Annotated in this window: 17 protein-coding genes and 1 pseudogene; 1 reads left to right on the top strand and 17 read right to left on the bottom strand. The window is 45.7% G+C overall.

Annotated features, from left to right (window positions below; all coding sequences use genetic code 11):
* Window positions 1-36 precede the first annotated feature (36 nt).
* The gene (locus tag ACYQ5K_RS06910; RefSeq protein ID WP_195230293.1) at window positions 37-1227 is read right to left on the bottom strand and encodes a YncE family protein; all 1191 of its coding nucleotides are present in this window, start codon (window positions 1225-1227) and stop codon (window positions 37-39) included.
* Window positions 1220-2095, bottom strand: a complete 876-nt coding sequence (locus ACYQ5K_RS06905) for a YitT family protein (RefSeq protein ID WP_173687372.1) — start codon at window positions 2093-2095, stop codon at window positions 1220-1222. The genes ACYQ5K_RS06910 and ACYQ5K_RS06905 overlap by 8 nt, the downstream gene beginning before the upstream one ends.
* A gap of 194 nt (window positions 2096-2289) precedes the next feature.
* Here ACYQ5K_RS06905 and ACYQ5K_RS06900 point away from each other — a divergent pair, with 194 nt between their 5' ends.
* Window positions 2290-3009, top strand: a complete 720-nt coding sequence (locus tag ACYQ5K_RS06900; RefSeq protein ID WP_195230292.1) for an NAD-dependent protein deacylase — start codon at window positions 2290-2292, stop codon at window positions 3007-3009.
* Window positions 3010-3136: 127 nt separating this feature from the next.
* On the opposite strand, the gene ACYQ5K_RS06895 is transcribed toward ACYQ5K_RS06900, so the two are convergent.
* From ACYQ5K_RS06895 to panD, 15 genes and pseudogenes are all read right to left on the bottom strand, one after another.
* Complete coding sequence (locus ACYQ5K_RS06895) at window positions 3137-3577, bottom strand: MarR family winged helix-turn-helix transcriptional regulator (RefSeq protein WP_173687370.1); 441 nt, start codon at window positions 3575-3577, stop codon at window positions 3137-3139.
* Between the two features lie 39 nt (window positions 3578-3616).
* Window positions 3617-4687: an NAD(P)H-dependent flavin oxidoreductase gene (locus tag ACYQ5K_RS06890; protein WP_173687369.1), complete on the bottom strand. Its 1071-nt coding sequence runs from the start codon at window positions 4685-4687 to the stop codon at window positions 3617-3619.
* 19 nt (window positions 4688-4706) lie between these two features.
* Entirely contained in the window at window positions 4707-6404 is a 1698-nt protein-coding gene (locus tag ACYQ5K_RS06885) for an acetyl-CoA carboxylase carboxyltransferase subunit alpha (protein WP_173687368.1), read from the bottom strand.
* A gap of 26 nt (window positions 6405-6430) precedes the next feature.
* Entirely contained in the window at window positions 6431-7786 is a 1356-nt protein-coding gene (locus ACYQ5K_RS06880) for an acetyl-CoA carboxylase biotin carboxylase subunit (protein ID WP_173687367.1), read from the bottom strand.
* The gene (fabZ, locus tag ACYQ5K_RS06875) at window positions 7779-8225 is read right to left on the bottom strand and encodes a 3-hydroxyacyl-ACP dehydratase FabZ (RefSeq protein WP_173687366.1); all 447 of its coding nucleotides are present in this window, start codon (window positions 8223-8225) and stop codon (window positions 7779-7781) included. Before fabZ ends, ACYQ5K_RS06880 begins: the two co-directional genes overlap by 8 nt.
* A 20-nt stretch (window positions 8226-8245) precedes the next feature.
* Window positions 8246-8713, bottom strand: a complete 468-nt coding sequence (gene accB / locus ACYQ5K_RS06870) for an acetyl-CoA carboxylase biotin carboxyl carrier protein (protein ID WP_173687365.1) — start codon at window positions 8711-8713, stop codon at window positions 8246-8248.
* 10 nt (window positions 8714-8723) lie between these two features.
* On the bottom strand, window positions 8724-9962 hold the full coding sequence (gene fabF, locus ACYQ5K_RS06865) for a beta-ketoacyl-ACP synthase II (protein WP_173687364.1): 1239 nt from the start codon (window positions 9960-9962) through the stop codon (window positions 8724-8726).
* Between the two features lie 630 nt (window positions 9963-10592).
* Window positions 10593-11348 carry a 3-oxoacyl-[acyl-carrier-protein] reductase gene (fabG, locus tag ACYQ5K_RS06860; RefSeq protein WP_173687363.1) on the bottom strand — a complete coding sequence of 252 codons (756 nt, stop codon included), beginning with the start codon at window positions 11346-11348 and terminating at the stop codon, window positions 10593-10595.
* A 27-nt stretch (window positions 11349-11375) separates the two neighbouring features.
* Window positions 11376-12296, bottom strand: a complete 921-nt coding sequence (gene fabD / locus ACYQ5K_RS06855; RefSeq protein WP_459777406.1) for an ACP S-malonyltransferase — start codon at window positions 12294-12296, stop codon at window positions 11376-11378.
* A pseudogene (gene fabK / locus ACYQ5K_RS06850) lies at window positions 12289-13233 on the bottom strand (enoyl-[acyl-carrier-protein] reductase FabK); the annotation flags it as partial. The gene fabD and the pseudogene fabK, both read right to left, overlap by 8 nt.
* A 30-nt stretch (window positions 13234-13263) precedes the next feature.
* The gene (locus ACYQ5K_RS06845; protein ID WP_173687360.1) at window positions 13264-13488 is read right to left on the bottom strand and encodes an acyl carrier protein; all 225 of its coding nucleotides are present in this window, start codon (window positions 13486-13488) and stop codon (window positions 13264-13266) included.
* Window positions 13489-13523: 35 nt separating this feature from the next.
* Window positions 13524-14486, bottom strand: a complete 963-nt coding sequence (locus tag ACYQ5K_RS06840; protein WP_195230291.1) for a beta-ketoacyl-ACP synthase III — start codon at window positions 14484-14486, stop codon at window positions 13524-13526.
* A gap of 283 nt (window positions 14487-14769) precedes the next feature.
* Window positions 14770-15744 carry a bile acid:sodium symporter family protein gene (locus tag ACYQ5K_RS06835; RefSeq protein ID WP_173687358.1) on the bottom strand — a complete coding sequence of 325 codons (975 nt, stop codon included), beginning with the start codon at window positions 15742-15744 and terminating at the stop codon, window positions 14770-14772.
* A gap of 3 nt (window positions 15745-15747) precedes the next feature.
* A complete protein-coding gene (gene panC / locus ACYQ5K_RS06830) occupies window positions 15748-16587 on the bottom strand; it encodes a pantoate--beta-alanine ligase (RefSeq protein WP_173687357.1) in 840 nt (279 codons plus the stop codon).
* Window positions 16588-16664: 77 nt separating this feature from the next.
* A complete protein-coding gene (panD, locus tag ACYQ5K_RS06825; RefSeq protein WP_459777405.1) occupies window positions 16665-17060 on the bottom strand; it encodes an aspartate 1-decarboxylase in 396 nt (131 codons plus the stop codon).
* Window positions 17061-17571 lie beyond the last annotated feature (511 nt).

Genomic DNA, 17571 nt, shown 5'->3' with positions numbered 1-17571 from the left:
ACTTCCGATTCAAGCAAATTTCATGGATTTCAGTCTTTATTTTACCAGTTTACTTCCTTTCAGCTTCACAACCCGGTCAATCCGGTTAATGGATGACATTCGGTAGGCATAAGCCCCCGACTCAAAAAGTGCATAAATGCTGCCACCGTCCTGATAGATCTGTTCCAGCCTCTCTGGAAATTTGATCGTCTTATAAGCTTCGGAAGTTGACAAGATTCCATATCTGGAATAGTTGAAGATCTGTACCTCCGATGGCAGGATCCCCCAGGACCTGGTAAGCAGGATCTTATTGTTGTAAAATGCCATTCCCTGCACCTTACCGGAAATTACCTGCATACTGACCGCATAGGCAACCGGATCCGTCACGCCGACCGTCCGTTTCAGGTTCATATCTTCTTTTTCATACAAGGTACCGTCTGCATTGATCAGATATTTTTCAATGACGCTGGCATTATCCTGTGTAAAGAATCCGACAAACAATGCACCGTCATGATACGTCATAAATGACGCCCGCTTGATCTTGTAAAGGTTGTAAGACATATCGAATTCAATCGGATGATATCCGTCATCAAAGGAATAATTCTCCAGATGAGACAGTGTGATCGCATTTGCCTGCGCCCAGGTGGAACCCTGTCCTGTCACCCACAGAATCTGGTTCATCGTATCGTATGCCATCCCGCCCACATGGGCTTTGGTGTTCAGCACAATCTCTTTCACAAACTGTCTGCTTTCTTTGTCGATCACGTAGATCACCGAATCATGTGCCTTTGTCTTACAATAAGCACTGACCAGAATATAATCCTCTGTAATTGCAAGTCCCTGCGGTGTCATGGATGTGCAGACTTCTGCTTCTCCGTCCCCTTTTACTTTCAGCGTCCTTGTTGACTTCAGACCAGGAACAACATAAGTCCCGTAGTCATTGTCCACTTCGGCTTCATCGCAGGCGTATTTATAAACAGTCTGGTTGCGCTTCAGCGTTTTTATATACTGCTCCATCGTGTAAATGGAATCCGTATTCGTCACCTTCCGGTTGGTTTCCGGCTCCACCTCGGCTCTGTACTGGAATGCGTAATACCAGTAGCTTCCTCCGATGATTCCCACAACCAGAAGAATACTGATGATACTGCGGATATGTCCAAGCATGGTCTTCTTTTTCCGGACCTTTTTCTTCTTTGTTTTTTTCTCTTCCTGTCTTACTTCCTCATTCTCAAGCTCTTGTTTATTCATTCATGCCCACTTCGTTTTTATATACTTTCTGTGTTGAAAATCCCCGTCCTCTGACCTCATTTACATTGCCAATGATCATAAATGCGTGCGGATCTATCTCCTGCACGATCTGGTTCAGCCGCATCAGTTCACGGTTAGACACAACGGTAAGGATCATCGGCTGATCCTTTCTCAAATAACCGGTCTGCGTGTAGACCAGTGTGGTTCCTCGGTCAAGCTTCTCCTGGATCAGATGGTTCAGCTTCTCATACTCTCCGGAAATGATCTTGATCTGTGTTCTGGTCGATCCCATCAGAAGCACTTTATCCAGCATCACCGTGTAAATCAGTACCAGAAGGATACCATAGATGATCTCTTCTTTATTGGTAAATACCATCTGGAAGATCAGAATCGCAAAATCAAATACATAGAGCATAACCGATACGGAAAGCCCGAATTTCTTATTCAGTACCAGCGGTGGGATATCCATACCTCCTGTTGATGCTCCGCATCTTATAACAACTCCGATTCCAAGTCCGATCATCAGACCTCCACAGATCGTCGAAAGCATCTTGTCGTCTGTGATGTTCTGTAATACCGGAACATTCTCCAGTATTCCCAGAATGATCGGATAATAAAACGTACTGACCAGTGTAGTAAGTGCAAATTTCATACCAAGCACTGCAGCCCCCAGAAGAAACATCAGTGTGTTGAAGATCAGTACAAATGTATGGATCTGTAATCCAAAATAATGATTCACGGCAATTCCAAGCCCCGTGGTCCCTCCGGTAATGATATCATTCGGCAGGATAAACATTACGATTGCAAGTGCATATACTGTATTCCCCAATAAAATCAGGCACAGATTCTTCATATTTGACATTTTCATATTACTCTCTCCTTGACATATGTATTTTGTCTGCAGATTTCCCCAATTTTCCACAATCCAATACTTTATAGTATACTCGGTGCATGTTTTGTGGACAAGGAATTTTTTTATTTTATTCTCTTTTTTCGTTTCATTTGGTATACTGTGATTAAAAAGACAGGTTTTGATTTTCCAGGAAAAGAGGTTATTAAATTATGGACAAGATCAAACAGTTACAGGACATGATTAACGAGAGCAACAGAATCGTTTTTTTCGGCGGTGCCGGCGTCTCTACCGAGAGTAATATTCCGGACTTCAGAAGTGCAGACGGACTCTACAGACAAAAGTACCGCTACTCACCGGAGCAGATTGTAAGCCACAGCTTTTTCATGCAGCATACGGAAGAATTTTATGATTTTTATAAAGAGAAAATGATGTTCCTTGATGCGAAGCCAAATAAAGCGCATCTGAAGCTTGCCGAGCTGGAAGCCGCCGGAAAGCTGACCGCCGTTATCACACAGAATATTGACGGACTCCACCAGGCTGCCGGAAGCAAAAATGTACTGGAGCTTCATGGAAGTATCCACCGCAATTACTGTATGCGTTGCAAAAAGCAGTACAGTGCACGTTTTGTAAAAGAATCGAAAGGAATCCCAACCTGCGACTGCGGCGGAACCATCCGCCCGGATGTAGTTCTCTACGAAGAAGGACTGGATAACCAGATCATCCAGAAAAGTATCCGCGCCATCTCAGAAGCAGATATGCTGATCATCGGCGGTACTTCTCTTGTGGTCTACCCTGCTGCCGGATTTATCGATTATTTCCACGGCAAATATCTGGTACTCATCAACAAGGATGCAACTGCCCGTGATGTAGGCGCAACCCTGACGATCCATGAGCCGATCGGAGAAGTATTAGACCGTATCCACGTGTAGCCGGAGAATCCAGAAAATTTCCGCTATACCTGTAAGCTGTAATTTCCCGGACAACATGCCATTTTCATGCAGTCCAAAAATCCTCTGCCAGCTCTTTTTATCAAAGAGTGACAGAGGATTTTTCACTTTAACCGTTATACGTCTTAAAAAAATGATACAGATTGTCCAGTGCTTTCGTCAGCACCGGGATTTCTTCTTCATCTAAGGTCTCAACGACCGCTTCTACCATCTTCCTGTGAAACTCTGCGTGATGGTGGTACGCCTTCTCACCCTTTTCCGTCAGCTTGATATTGACGATCCGGCGGTCTTCCTCACTCCGGTGACGGACCGCATACTTTTTATTGACCAGACTGTTCATCGAAGTCGTCAGAGATCCTACGGTAATCCCAAGCTTCTTTGCGATCGTAGACATATTATTCCCGTCACCCAGACCGACTGCCTCAATGATATGCATATCATTGTTCGTCAGATCCTTAAACTCTTCTGTGATCACTGCTTTTTCTTCCAGTCCCCAGATATCATTAAAAAGATGTACCAGTATCTTATTGATGCTCTCGTATGCGTCCAATTCCCCTTCTTCTCCTTGCTGTGTCTTTTTCTAGTTCAATTATACACAGTCACCTAACAAAGAATCAATCACTTCTTTCACGGTTTCTATTTTTTCTGCTTTCCACACGTCCGCTCCGCAGAACAGAAGCGCCTCACCAATCTCACCTTTTGCCGCTTTGATCAGCGCTTCCGTGATACAGTATGGCACTTCCGCCGGGTTACAGTTTTTCAGACACCCAAGACATCTCTTAGGCTTCACCCTCTCTCCTGCCATCACATGACTGATAAATGGATTCTTAATTGCCCTCCCCGGCATTCCAACCGGACTTTTCACCAGAATGACATCCTCCTTCTCCGCATTCAGATAACTCTGCTTGTAACTGAGATCCGCATCGCACTCCCAGGTCGTGACAAATCTTGTTGCCACCTGGACTGCATCTGCTCCTAATGAAAAGGCATGCTCTGCCGCATCTTTATCCGAAATTCCTCCGGCTACTGCCACCGGGATATGCACCTGATATTTTTGGGCGTACTTTCTGACCACTGCCATGATCCTCTCGATTTCATCATCATAGCTTTCCTGTGTGTAAGTTTCCAGCTGCTCCCGGTCAAACCCCAGATGTCCTCCGGCTTTCGGTCCCTCGATCACAACCAGGTCTGCGGTCCTGGAAAATTTTTTATCCCAGTATTTTAAAATAACTTTCGCTGATTTTTCGGTCGATACGATCGGAGCAATCTTGGTACTGCTGCCCTCCACAAGTCCTGGCAGCTCGATCGGAAGCCCTGCCCCGGATACGATCAGATCTGCTCCGGCGTCCACTGCTGCTTTCACATGCTCGTCATAATCCTTCAGCGCAACCATGATATTAAATCCGATCACGCCATCCGTAGCCGTCTCTCTTGCTCTTTGGAATTCAGATCCGATTGCACGGATATTTGCCGCCCTTGTATTCGTTTCAAAATCCGGTTCACGAAATCCGATCTGTGCGGTTGAGATGATCCCGACTCCGCCTTCCTTTGCAACCGCTCCGGCAAGCTGTCCAAGGCTCACACCGACTCCCATTCCCCCTTGAATGACCGGTCTTTTTACTTTCAAATCACCAATCACAAGTTCCGGTAATCCTTCCATTTTTCTTCTCCTCTTTCTACTACATCCTGCGGAATCTGTCATACCGCTTTTCAGTAAGTTCTTCCTTTGTCATTGCTCCATATTTTTTCAAAAAAATGCAGATATAATCATCCATCGGATCTGTCACTTCTGTAAATGTTTCCAGATTGAAGTCTTCCGGCTCCGGAATCACCCGTTCTACGATACCGGCTTTCAGGAGCTGATCAGCTGTCAGCTTCATCACACCTGCCGCCTCTTTTGCACGGCTGCTGTCCTTCCACAGGATACTTGCAAATCCTTCCGGCGAAAGAATGGAGTAAATCGAATTTTCAAGAAGCCACACTTCATCTGAAGTTGCCATCGCAAGGGCTCCTCCGCTTCCACCTTCTCCGATCACAACTGACAGGATCGGAACCTGAAGATTTGACATTTCAAATAAATTCCTTGCGATTGCCTCACCTTGTCCTCTCTCTTCTGCTTCCAGCCCGCAGAACGCTCCCGGCGTATCTACAAAACAGATGACCGGACGGTTAAATTTCTCTGCCTGTTTCATCAGCCGAAGGGCTTTGCGGTATCCGTCCGGTGACGGCATCCCAAAGTTACGCTCGATATTTTCCTTTGTCGTGCGCCCCTTTGCCTGTGCAATTACAGTCACCGGCATTCCGTGAAATCTTGCAATCCCGCCAATGATCGCCTTATCATCCTGGTAATAACGGTCTCCATGAAATTCCATAAAATCTGTAAATAATTCTTCAATGTACTCCGCACCGACCGGACGAGCCTTGTCTCTGGATAACTGCACCCGTTCCCATGGTGTCAGATTCTTCTGTACCGCCTGTGTTTCCTTTTCTTCTACTTCCGGCAAATCGTATGCTCCCTGCTTATGCATTGCTACAATTTCTGCCAGTGTCTCCCTGAGACGCGGACGCTCCACAATCTGATCCACAAATCCGTGCTCCTGAAGGAATTCTGCCCTCTGGAATCCCTTCGGAAGCTTCTGCCCTATGGTCTGTTCAATCACACGCGGACCTGCAAAACCGATCAGTGCCCCCGGCTCGGCAAGAATGATATCTCCGAGCATGGCAAAACTTGCCGTTACCCCACCGGTTGTCGGATCGGTCAGCACGCTTACATATAAACAGCCTGCATCATGGTGTCTTTTCAGTGCCGCTGAAGTCTTTGCCATCTGCATCAGAGAGTGGATCCCCTCCTGCATTCTGGCGCCTCCTGAACAGGCAAATATAATAATCGGAAGTTTCTCACCGGTTGCCTTTTCTACTGCACGGGTAATCTTTTCGCCAACCACTTTTCCCATGCTCGCCATCATAAACCGCCCGTCACAGACTGCAAGAACTACTTCATTTCCCGCGATCATTGCTTTTCCGGTTACAACCGCCTCATCAAGCCCGGTCTTTTCCTGTAGTGCTTCTACCTTTTCTTCATAGCCTTTATAATGCAGCGGATTTCCCGAAGTAAGTCCCTTGTCCCACTCTTCAAAGGTGCCGGCATCTGCTACCATTTCAATCCGGCGCATCGCATGCACACGGAAATAATTCTGACATTTTGGACAGATATAATATCCCTTCTTCACATCCTCTGTCAGAATGGCAGATTTGCAAACGTTACATTTTTTCAGAAGTCCCTCCGGAACCTCCGGTGCCATATGGACAGGCTTTCCTTCGCCAAGAGATATATACCCTCTTCTGCTTGTTTTCTTGAACATATTTGACAGTTTCAAATTGCTTTACCTCCGCTTTTGTAGAGCTAACCTTGCCGATTCTTTGCTTCTCTTTCGGCAATAAATTCAATATCAAAATCTCCTGCCTGATACTTTGGATCATGCAAAATATCATATTGATAATCCACATTAGTATCAATGCCTTCTATAATTACCTCACCAAGTGCACTCTGCATCTTCCGGATCGCCTCGGTACGGTTCTTTGCAAATACGATCAGCTTTGCCAGCATATTGTCATAATATGGCGGTACGGTGTATCCACTGTAAATTGCTGAATCAATCCGCACACCCTTTCCTCCCGGAAGGTACATATCGGTGATCGTTCCCGGACACGGGCGGAAATTCTTTTCCGGATTTTCCGCATTGATCCTGCACTCAATGGCATGACCGGTCAGCTTTACATCCTCCTGCGTAAAGGAAAGCTGCTGGCCGTCTGCGATCCGGATCTGTTCCTTGATCAGATCGATCCCTGTCACCCATTCTGTGACCGGATGCTCCACCTGGATTCTGGTATTCATTTCCATAAAATAAAAATTCCCGCTCTTTTCCAGCAGAAATTCAATGGTTCCTGCATTTTCGTAATGCGCTGCCTTTGCCGCTTTTACCGCTGCTTCGCCCATTCTCCGGCGAAGCTCATCCGAAATCACGGCACATGGAGATTCTTCAATCATCTTCTGATGATTTCTCTGCACCGAACAGTCACGTTCTCCTAAATGCACCACATTTCCATACTTATCCGCCATGATCTGAAATTCGATATGCTTCGGATGCTGCACAAAATGCTCGATGTACATAGTGTCATCCCCAAAAGCTGCCTTGGTCTCTTTCTGCGCGGTATTAAATGCCATGTCAAATCCGGCTTCATTTTCCGCCACACGCATCCCTTTTCCGCCTCCGCCGAGAGCCGCCTTTACGATTACCGGATAGCCGATCTCTCTTGCAACTTCTTTTCCTTTTGACGCATCATAAATCGCTTCCCGGCTTCCCGGAATGATCGGAACCCCGGCATTTGCCATGGTATTTCTCGCCTCGGATTTATTTCCAAGCCTGCTGATCACTTTCGAATCCGGTCCAATAAAAATGATGTTGCACTTCTCACAAAGCTCTGCAAATTTCGTATTTTCAGAAAGGAAACCAAATCCCGGATGGATCGCATCTGCTCCCGACACGATGGTCGCGCTGATGATCTGCTCCATATTCAGATAGCTTTCCGAAGATGGTGCAGGTCCGATACAGATTGCTTCGTCTGCAAGCTGTGTATGCAATGCTTCTTTATCTGCTTCCGAATAAACTGCAACCGTCTCGATCCCCATTTCCCGGCAGGCACGGATGATCCGCACTGCGATCTCTCCACGGTTTGCGATCAGTACTTTCTTAATCATCTGTTTCCGCCTTCCCTATCATCAAAGACAGCTCTGACTTTACTGCAACTTCTCCATCCACTGATGCAACAGCTTCTCCGATTACCAGTGGTCCCTTCTGACGGATAATTCTTGCTTCCAGTTTTAATTTGTCACCCGGAACAACTTTTCTGCGGAACTTACAGTTCTTAATCCCACCAAAATAGCCGAGCTTTCCTTTATTTTCTTCCTGCATCAGAACCGCTACTGCACCGACCTGCGCCAGTGCTTCAATGATCAGCACTCCCGGCATCACCGGCTCCTGTGGGAAATGTCCGGCAAAAAAGTCCTCTCTGTAAGTCACACATTTATAGCCAACCGCATATTCTCCCGGCTCGTAATCTTCGATATAATCTACCAGCAAAAACGGATGTCTGTGCGGAATGATTTTCTGAATTTCCTTGATTCCCAAATGTTTCATGCTTTTCGCCCTCCATCCAGCTACACGATTCGGAATAATGGCTGTCCGTATTCCACAGTTTCTCCATTTTTCACGAGTACTTCCGATACCACACCGTCAAAATCACACTCAATATCATTCATCAGTTTCATCGCCTCTACGATGGCAACCGTCTGTCCTTTTGCCACATGATCGCCAACTGCCACAAATGGTGCTGCCTCTTCCGACGGTGCTGCGTAAAAGGTTCCAACCAGAGGGGATTTGATCAGCTGCCCTTCTGCTTCTTTTCCTTTTTCCGGTCCATCCTCCGGCTTCAGTACTGATGCTGCATTGCTCTGCGCTCCTGGCACGTTTTGTACTGTCGCCATCTGTGCTGCGCCTGTACTGACAACCATCTGTTCTTTTTCTTTCTGTATTTTCAATTTCACACCGTTTTCTTCATACTGAAATCCTGTCAGGTCCGAATCCGAAACGGTCTGAATCAGTTTTACCAGATTTTCTAATTCCATCCTTCTACCTCTATCCTTCATACTTCTTCAAAAGAAGGGTTGCATTGTGTCCGCCAAATCCAAGGGAATTGGTAAGAGCACATTTGATCTCTTTTTCGACCGGTGCCCCGACAGCATAATTCAGATCACATTCTTCATCACATTCTTTTGTTCCGACTGTCTGATGAATAAATCCGTCCTGAATGGATTTTACGGTAACGATACATTCTACTGCACCAGCTGCGCCCAGAAGATGACCGATCATGGATTTCGTTGAATTCACAACCACATCCTTTGCCGCATCGCCGAATGCTTTCTTGATCGCATAGGTTTCAAACAGATCATTGTGGTGCGTGCTGGTTCCGTGTGCGTTAATGTACTGCACTTCTTCCGGCGTCACGCTGCCCTCTTCCATCGCAAGCTCCATCGCCTTTGCCGCACCGCTTCCGTCTTCTGCAGGGGAAGTGATATGATAAGCATCTCCGGTTGCCCCGTAACCTGCAAGCTCTGCGTAAATCTTTGCGCCTCTTGCTCTCGCATGCTCCAGCTCTTCCAGAACTACCACGCCGGCTCCTTCTCCAAGAACAAATCCACTTCTGTCTTTATCAAATGGAATCGATGCACGCAGTGGATCTTCACTGGTAGTAAGTGCGGTAAGTGCGGTAAATCCGGCAATCCCTGTCGGACAGATACAGCTTTCCGTACCACCTGCAAACATTACATCCGCATCTCCGTACTGAATGGCACGAAGCGCATCCCCGATACAATTGGTTCCCGTCGCACATGCAGTAACGACATTCGTGCACTTTCCTTTAAGCCCAAGCTGGATCGATACATTTCCGGCTGCCATATTGGAAATCATCATCGGAACCATCAGTGGTGCTACCCTTCCCGGTCCCTTTTCCAGAATCGTCGTGTACTGCTTCTCGATCTGCTGCAGACTTCCGATTCCCGAACCGATGATCACGCCACAACGGTATGGATCCTCTTTTTCAATTTCAAATCCCGCATCCGCGCACGCTTCCTTCGCCGCTGCAACTGCGTACTGTGAAAATGTCTCCATTCTCTTCGATGCCTTGAAATCCATCCGTTCTTTCGCAACAAAGTCCTTGACCTCCGCTGCGATCTTCACTTTATATTCGGTTGTATCAAATTTTGTGATCGGACCGATTCCTACGGTTCCATTTTTGATACCGTTCCAGAATTCTTCTACTGTATTACCAATCGGGGTGATCGCTCCAAGCCCCGTAATAACAACTCTGCGCTTCATATTGCCTCCTTTTGTGGAAAATGCGGGAAATGTAGGTTGTGTTCGGCTCTGCACAAATATTCCTGTCGGCATTCAAGTTGTGCAAACCATTCCGATGAGCCTCCGAAACCAAGGATTATGTCAGCAAAGGCTTCCATAATCCTTTGAGTCTCCTCTCCATTGCACAAAATAGAATGCCGACAGGAATATTTGTGCAGAGCCGGACTCAAGTCTACTGGCTAAAACGCGTTTTCCACGAAACGTTTTCGGTGTGTTGTTGACTGTTCCACTTTTTGATAAAATTTATCATTTTGTATGTATTTTTAGGTGAATTCTTTAGGTTAATGATCTTATTCAATCAAATCCCTTCAATGCTAATTAAAACCAATTTCTTCCCCCTGCAATTCTCTATTGGTATATTGAACTACTTCACGGATGTAAAATGGTTTTCTCGATAAAGTTGAATGACAAATTGTACAAAAGATGTCATTCAAATTCATTTTTCGAGCAATGGAGATGAGACTCAAAGGATTGTGGAAGCCTTTGCTGACACAATCCTTGGTTTCAGAGGCTCATCGGAATGGTTTGCGAGTCTGAATTTGAAGGACATCTTTTGTACAATTTGTCCCTCAACCTTCTCTGCAACCACTTTTACATCACCATCCCCCCATCGACCTGCAGCACCTGCCCGGTAATGTATGCTGCGCTGTCAGACGCCAGAAACGCCACCGCCTTTGCAACATCTTCCGGCTGTCCCATTCTGGCAAGAGGGATCTGACCTCTCATTTCTTCTTTGAGCTTATCGGAAAGAACTTCTGTCATCTCCGTTTCAATGAAGCCCGGTGCAACCGCATTGACCGTGATCCCGCGGGATGCCAGTTCTTTTGCCGCAGATTTGGTCATTCCGATAATTCCTGCTTTTGATGCAGCATAGTTTACCTGACCGGCATTTCCGCTGATTCCAACTACGGATGCCAGATTGATGATTCTTCCGCTTCTCTGCTTCATCATCTGTCTGGATGCAAAACGGATGCAATGGAAAGTTCCTTTCAGATTGACATCAATGACATCGGAGAAATCTTCTTCACTCATACGCATCAGCAGACCATCCTTTGTGATCCCTGCATTATTTACCAGAATATCGATTCTTCCAAACTGCTCGATCACTGCTTTTATAAATGCTTCACAGCCCTCGTAATCTGCTACATTGCACTGCATACACTGGGCGCATCCACCCTTTTCTATGATTTCATGTTTCACTTCATCTGCTTTTACTTCAGAACCATTGTAATTGATCACAACTGTTGCTCCCTGTGCAGCCAGCTCCTTCGCAATTGCCTTTCCGATTCCACGGGATGCGCCGGTAACCACCGCGATCTGCCCTTCCAAATTTTCTCTGTCTGTCATATGCTTTTCCTTTCTATTGCCTGTTTTTTACACCAGTTCAGCAATTACTTTTTCCATATCTTCCCAGGTTTCGATATTGTATACTTTGACACCTTTGTCAATGCGCCGCATGAATCCGGCGAGTGTTTTTCCCGGTCCGATTTCTACGAAAGTGTCCACACCATCTGCAATCATAGTTCTCACACTTTCTTCCCATCGTACCGGTGAAGAAATCTGTTTTGCAAGAAGTGCCTTCGTTTCTTTGATATCCGTCACATATTTCGCCGTAACATTCGTCACATAAGGAATGATAAGCGATTCAAAAGTGCGTTTTTCCATTTCTTTTGCCAGCTCTTCCCCTGCGCCCTCCAGCATCTTCGAGTGGAACGGACCACTTACATTTAACAGAACTGCCCTTTTTGCTCCGGCTTCTTTTAAAGCTTCCGCTGCCTGTCCGACTGCCTCTGTTTTCCCGGTAATCACAATCTGTCCCGGACAGTTATAATTCGCTACAGACGCCCCGGGAATTTTCCCGGTCACTTCCGCAACGGTGTCTCCATCCAGTCCCAGGATTGCCGCCATGGCTCCTTCACCTGCCGGAACGGTATTCTGCATCAGAATCCCTCTTTTTCTCACAAGAGAAATGGCGTCCTTCGGCTGCATGCCTCCCGCTGCGCTGATTGCACAGTACTCTCCAAGGCTGAGCCCGGCTGTCACATCCGGTGTAAGACCTCTTTTTTCAATCTCGGCTGTCATGGCAAGACAGGCTGTTACCATTGCCGCCTGTGTATATTCAGTCTGATCCAGCTGGTCATTTTCTTCAAAGCAAAGCTGTTGCATATCTATTCCAAGCTCAGCTGTTGCTGTATCAAAAATTGCTTTTGCCAGACTGCTTTTTTCATAAAAATCTTTTCCCATACCACATTTCTGTGCACCCTGTCCCGGGAAAATGAATGCTGTTTTATTCATAAAATCCTTTGCCTCCGATCAGTGCATCCGTTTCATTTACCAGCTTCCGGATCAGGTCCTTGCAGCTCATAATCTCTTTGACCATTGCCGCACTCTGTCCTGCCATTACGCTTCCGTTTGTCACATCTCCATCTACAACGGCCTTTCTTAAGCCTCCAAGTGTAAGATGTTCAAGTTCTTCAAAGGATGCACCGTTTTTCTCAAGGTCCAGATATTTTTTCGTCATTTGGTTGCGAAGTGCTCTCACCGGATGTCCGGTGCTTCTTCCGGTTACTCTGGAATCAATGTCCTTCGCTTTGATGATCGCGTTTTTATAGTTTTCATGTACGATGGATTCTTCTGTTGCAACAAAATGGGTTCCCATCTGTACGGCTTTTGCTCCCAGCATAAATGCTGCCGCAATTCCTCTTCCATCTGCAATTCCTCCCGCTGCGATCACCGGGATCTTTACTGCGTCTACAATCTGTGGAACCAGCACCATTGTTGTATTTTCTCCGATGTGTCCGCCGGATTCACATCCTTCGGCAACCACTGCATCAGCCCCACACCGCTCCATTCTTCTTGCAAGTGCAACAGATGCAACTACCGGAATTACTTTAATTCCTGCTTCTTTCCACATTTTCATATATTTTTCCGGGCTTCCGGCGCCTGTCGTTACAACCTTTACGCCTTCTTCCGCCACTACCTTTGCTACATCCTCTGCATAAGGACTCATCAGCATGATATTTACTCCAAATGGTTTATCAGTCAGCTTTTTTGCCTCTCTGATCTGTTCACGTACCCACTCAGCCGGGGCGCTTGCAGCCCCGATGAGCCCAAGCCCGCCGGCATTTGATACGCCGGCCGCAAGATGATACTCAGCAACCCAGGCCATTCCGCCCTGGATGATCGGATACTCGATTCCAAGTAATTCGGTTACTTCTGTTTTCATATTACAACCTCTTTCTGTATGCGTTTTTTGTGATGCTTATTTTTTCAGTCCTTCGATGTAGGTTACGACACTTCCGATTGTCTTGAGATCACCGATTGCTTCGGTGTCGATCTCCACACCAAATTCATCTTCAAATGTCATGACCATATCCATCAGATCGAGGGAATCTGCTCCGAGGGATTCAAAGGTTGTCTCTGCTGTGAGATCTGCTGCGTTTACGTCAAGTCCTTCTGCTACGATTTCTTTTACTTTTTCTAACATGATTTTTGTCTCCTTATTGTTGATTGATTTTATGTTTACCACTCTATGAGTGTGGCTCCCCAGGTAAGGCCGGCGCCGAAGCCGCAGAGGACGATTTTCTGTCCTTTTTGCAGACAGCCGGTTTTGTTTAGTTCATCCAGGAGGATCGGGATGCTGGCTGATGAGGTGTTGCCGTATTCTTCGATGTTGACCGGAAATTTTGTTATGTCTGTTTTCATTCGTTTGGCTACGGATTCGATGATCCGCAAGTTTGCCTGATGCAGAACGAAAAGATCAATATCTTTCTCGGTCAGATCTGCTTTTTGCAGAAGTTCTCCGATGACTTCCGGTACTTTTTTTACGGCAAATTTGAAAACTGCCTGTCCATCCATGGATACATAAGTCTGTTTTTCATTTTCTTTTTCCTGCCAGTTTTTCTGCTGGCGGCTTTCACAGGCGAGTACCTGTCCTTTTGCTCCGTCGGAATGTGTGACGGATGGAAGGATTTCTCCTTCTTCTGCCCGGATCACAGCAGCTCCTGCCCCGTCACCGAAGAGAATGCAGCTTCCTCTGTCCTGCCAGTTAACAATTCCGGATAGTGTCTCACTTCCGATTACCAGAATGTTCCTGTACATTCTGGCACTTATGTAGGCCTGTGCGGTATTATAGGCATATACGAAACCGCTGCATGCCGCACTGATATCAAAACAGGTCGCATTTACCGCACCAAGCTCTTTCTGGACCTCACAGGCGGTGCTTGGGATCACGGTGTTTGGTGTGATTGTGGATACCAGTATCAGATCCAGATCGTCTGCATTTAACTTTGCATCCGCAAGTGCATTTCTTGCTGCTTTTACTGCCATACTGACTGTTGTATCTTCTTCTGCAATGTGTCTGCGCACGATGCCGGTACGTTCCCGGATCCATTCATCATTTGTCTCCACCATTTTTGACAGGTCATTGTTGTCATAGTAATGCTCCGGTACATAGGAACCGGTACCGCATATCCTTCCTCTCATGGTTGTTCTCTCCATTTGTTTTGTTTTAAAATCATTTTAGTTTAAGATACTTTTATATTCAAACTATTTGATAATATAACATAGTTGGATCGGTTTTGCAAGAGGAAATTTTTTTGTTTGACGCGAGGGGCAAATTAATGGAAAAGAAGAGTTCCGGTTCTCTTCTTTTCCATTCATCTGCCATTCAAATCGGTACAAAAATGACGTGCTTTAGTCTCTGTATTTTCTGTTCTGAGTACAAAAAATCCTGCGGTTTTGCCAATTCAAAATCGCAGGATTTTTCTTATTCTGTAACTTCCTGATATGCCTCTTTCGTCTGTTCTCCACTCCGGCGGATCCCTGCAAACAAAGATCCGGATATATTATGCCATACACTGAAGATCGCCCCCGGAAGGGTTGCCAGTGGATTTGCCGCGAAATTGGCAGTCGCAAGGGAGATTGCAAGTCCACTGTTCTGCATTCCGACTTCGATAGCAATAGCAGTTGCCTTATCGTACTCAATATGTAAAATTTTCGCTGCACCGAGTCCGATTCCCATTCCGCAGAGATTGTGAAGCATCACAACTCCGAGAACCAGAAGTCCGCAGCTCAAGATTTTTTCTGCATTAACAGCTACGATTCCGCTGATGATCATTACGATCGATACAACCGAGATCAGTGGCAGAACCTCTGATATTTTCTGGATCTGTTTTCCCCAGACCCAGTTGATCAGAATTCCCAGAAGTACCGGAACCAGAACAACCTTTACTACAGAAATTACCATTGCCCAGAAGGATACTTCTACCCAGGCTCCGGCGAGTACATACACCAGAAGTGGTGTTACAATCGGTGCCGCAAGAGTTGATGTGATCGTCATTCCGACAGAAAGCGCCACATCACCTCCGGCAATATAGGTGATCACATTGCTTGCCGTTCCGCCCGGACAGCAACCAACCAGGATCACGCCAAGTGCCAGATCTGTCGGCAGCTGCATCAGCTGACACAGGAGCCACGCGATCACCGGCATGATCGTGTACTGTGCGACGAATCCGATCAGGATTTCTTTTGGTCTGGAAAAGACTCTTTTGAAATCGTCCATCTTAATCGTAAGCCCCATCCCGAACATGGCTACTCCAAGAAATACAGAAGTGTAGCTCGTTGTCCAGGCAAATCCATCACGCCAGAAAAACGCCACTACGGAAAAACAGATAATAATGACCCCGATATATTTTGTAAGAAAAGAGCTGACTTTTCCTACTTTTTTCATTCTGTTTTCCATAGGCTATACCTCATAGCTGAAATTGTCGATCAGCCTTGTCTTTCCGATATAGACTGCCATGGCAACCAGAACATCTTTTTCCACGCTATCGACCGGCTGCATATCCAGTGCATCTACCATGGATACATAGTCGATCTTTGCAAGCGGCTCTGCTTCGATCACTGCGCGCATCTTTGACAGGACTTCTTCTGCCTTAATTCCCTTGCAGATCGCCTCCTGACCGGTTTTAACGGCTCTTGAAAGGCACAGTGCAGCCTTTCTCTCTTCTGCGCTTAAATAGGTATTTCTGGACGATTTGGCAAGTCCGTCTTCCTCACGGATGATCGGGCAGCCTACGATCTGGATATCAAAATTCAGATCCAGCACCATCTTGCGGATGATTGCAAGCTGCTGTGCATCCTTCTGTCCAAAATAAGCTCTGTCCGGTGCTACAATATTGAATAATTTGGAAACAACCGTACATACCCCTTTAAAATGAATTGGTCTTGTCTTGCCACAAAGGGTATCAGATAACGTATCAATACTTACGTAAGCATGTGGATCATGATACATATCCTTCGGTTCCGGATGGAAGATCAGATCTGCTCCAAGGCTCTCGCAAAGCTCGCTGTCACGTTTAAAATCTCTCGGATATGCTTCCAGATCTTCTGTCGGTCCAAACTGAGTCGGATTTACAAAATCGGATACCACAACGATATCATTTTCCTCACGGCATCTCCTTATCAGGCTTGCGTGCCCTTCATGTAAGAATCCCATGGTCGGTACAAGACCTACGGTTTTCCCTTCTTTTTTCCAATTTTTAACTAATTTTCTTGTCTCCTCGACTGTTGTTGTTACCTGCATGATAATTCTCCTCTTTATAATAAATTCGGAGATAGCCTCTTGTTCTGAATTCAACAAATTTCATTTTTTTAGATTCCTTATTTTTCCTGGTCTTTCAACAACCCATGTTTTTCATAATTTGTCACACGGCTGATCTTATTCTCATCATCCACAAAAACAACTTTTGGTTTATGTTCTTTTGCTTCTTCTGCATCATAATTTGCATAACACATGATAATTACCTTATCACCTGTACTTACACATCTTGCCGCAGCGCCATTTAAGCAGATCATTCCGCTTCCACGCTTACCACAGATCGTATAAGTTTCAAATCGGCTTCCGTTATTCACGTCCACGATCTGAACTTTCTCATATTCCATAATTCCTGCTGCCTCCAGCAGTTCCTCATCAACGGTAATACTTCCCACGTAATCTAATTCTGCCTGTACTACCGTAGCACGATGAATCTTTCCTTTTAACATCTCAACTGTCATGTCTTACTCCTTTTTCTGTCCGGAAATACAAAAATAAGCATAAATATAGAGTGCAGCCATACTTTTCTTCCTTATCAAAAAACTATTATATGAAAAAAAGCATTGTCAAGGCATACTTTTCCCTGCAAATGCTTCTGCTGTTCTTCGTATTCCCTGAGTCTTATTTTACCTCTTAATAAATATAAGCTCCTTCTCCGTCACTTGTTGACGGAAACGATTTCGATATGAAATTGTTGTGATTCAGTCAGAGTATAGTTTTGTAGTTTCCAAATACTACCTCCGCGGATAATTATGACACTTTGACAATGTGTTGTCAATTTGATATGAGATTGTATCTAATAAAAAAACACACCACTCTACAGAAAGATTAAAGGGTAATCAAAGTTTTTGAGGGGATGTCTTTTTGAGGGTTTAGATTGAGGGGCAAACTTGAGGGGCAAGTTTGAGGGGCTGGTTTGAGGGTTTGGTTTGAGGGGCTGGTTTGAGAGGCTGACTCTTGTCTGCCTATGTA

It is taken from the genome of Allocoprococcus similis, from assembly GCF_054660775.1.
Note: the sequence above shows the minus strand (reverse complement) of the source record. Positions and strands in the feature narration are given on the sequence as shown.

What these genes read in the sequence shown, in the direction of transcription:
- fabD (WP_459777406.1), bottom strand. Translation starts at nt 12,296, where the DNA reads ATGAATAAAACAGCATTCATTTTCCCGGGACAGGGTGCACAGAAATGT.
- fabF (WP_173687364.1), bottom strand. Translation starts at nt 9,962, where the DNA reads ATGAAGCGCAGAGTTGTTATTACGGGGCTTGGAGCGATCACCCCGATT.
- fabG (WP_173687363.1), bottom strand. Translation starts at nt 11,348, where the DNA reads ATGACAGACAGAGAAAATTTGGAAGGGCAGATCGCGGTGGTTACCGGC.
- ACYQ5K_RS06905 (WP_173687372.1), bottom strand. Translation starts at nt 2,095, where the DNA reads ATGAAAATGTCAAATATGAAGAATCTGTGCCTGATTTTATTGGGGAAT.
- panD (WP_459777405.1), bottom strand. Translation starts at nt 17,060, where the DNA reads ATGACAGTTGAGATGTTAAAAGGAAAGATTCATCGTGCTACGGTAGTA.
- fabZ (WP_173687366.1), bottom strand. Translation starts at nt 8,225, where the DNA reads ATGAAACATTTGGGAATCAAGGAAATTCAGAAAATCATTCCGCACAGA.
- ACYQ5K_RS06900 (WP_195230292.1), top strand. Translation starts at nt 2,290, where the DNA reads ATGGACAAGATCAAACAGTTACAGGACATGATTAACGAGAGCAACAGA.
- panC (WP_173687357.1), bottom strand. Translation starts at nt 16,587, where the DNA reads ATGCAGGTAACAACAACAGTCGAGGAGACAAGAAAATTAGTTAAAAAT.
- ACYQ5K_RS06835 (WP_173687358.1), bottom strand. Translation starts at nt 15,744, where the DNA reads ATGGAAAACAGAATGAAAAAAGTAGGAAAAGTCAGCTCTTTTCTTACA.
- ACYQ5K_RS06845 (WP_173687360.1), bottom strand. Translation starts at nt 13,488, where the DNA reads ATGTTAGAAAAAGTAAAAGAAATCGTAGCAGAAGGACTTGACGTAAAC.
- ACYQ5K_RS06910 (WP_195230293.1), bottom strand. Translation starts at nt 1,227, where the DNA reads ATGAATAAACAAGAGCTTGAGAATGAGGAAGTAAGACAGGAAGAGAAA.
- ACYQ5K_RS06840 (WP_195230291.1), bottom strand. Translation starts at nt 14,486, where the DNA reads ATGAGAGGAAGGATATGCGGTACCGGTTCCTATGTACCGGAGCATTAC.
- ACYQ5K_RS06880 (WP_173687367.1), bottom strand. Translation starts at nt 7,786, where the DNA reads ATGATTAAGAAAGTACTGATCGCAAACCGTGGAGAGATCGCAGTGCGG.
- ACYQ5K_RS06890 (WP_173687369.1), bottom strand. Translation starts at nt 4,687, where the DNA reads ATGGAAGGATTACCGGAACTTGTGATTGGTGATTTGAAAGTAAAAAGA.
- accB (WP_173687365.1), bottom strand. Translation starts at nt 8,713, where the DNA reads ATGGAATTAGAAAATCTGGTAAAACTGATTCAGACCGTTTCGGATTCG.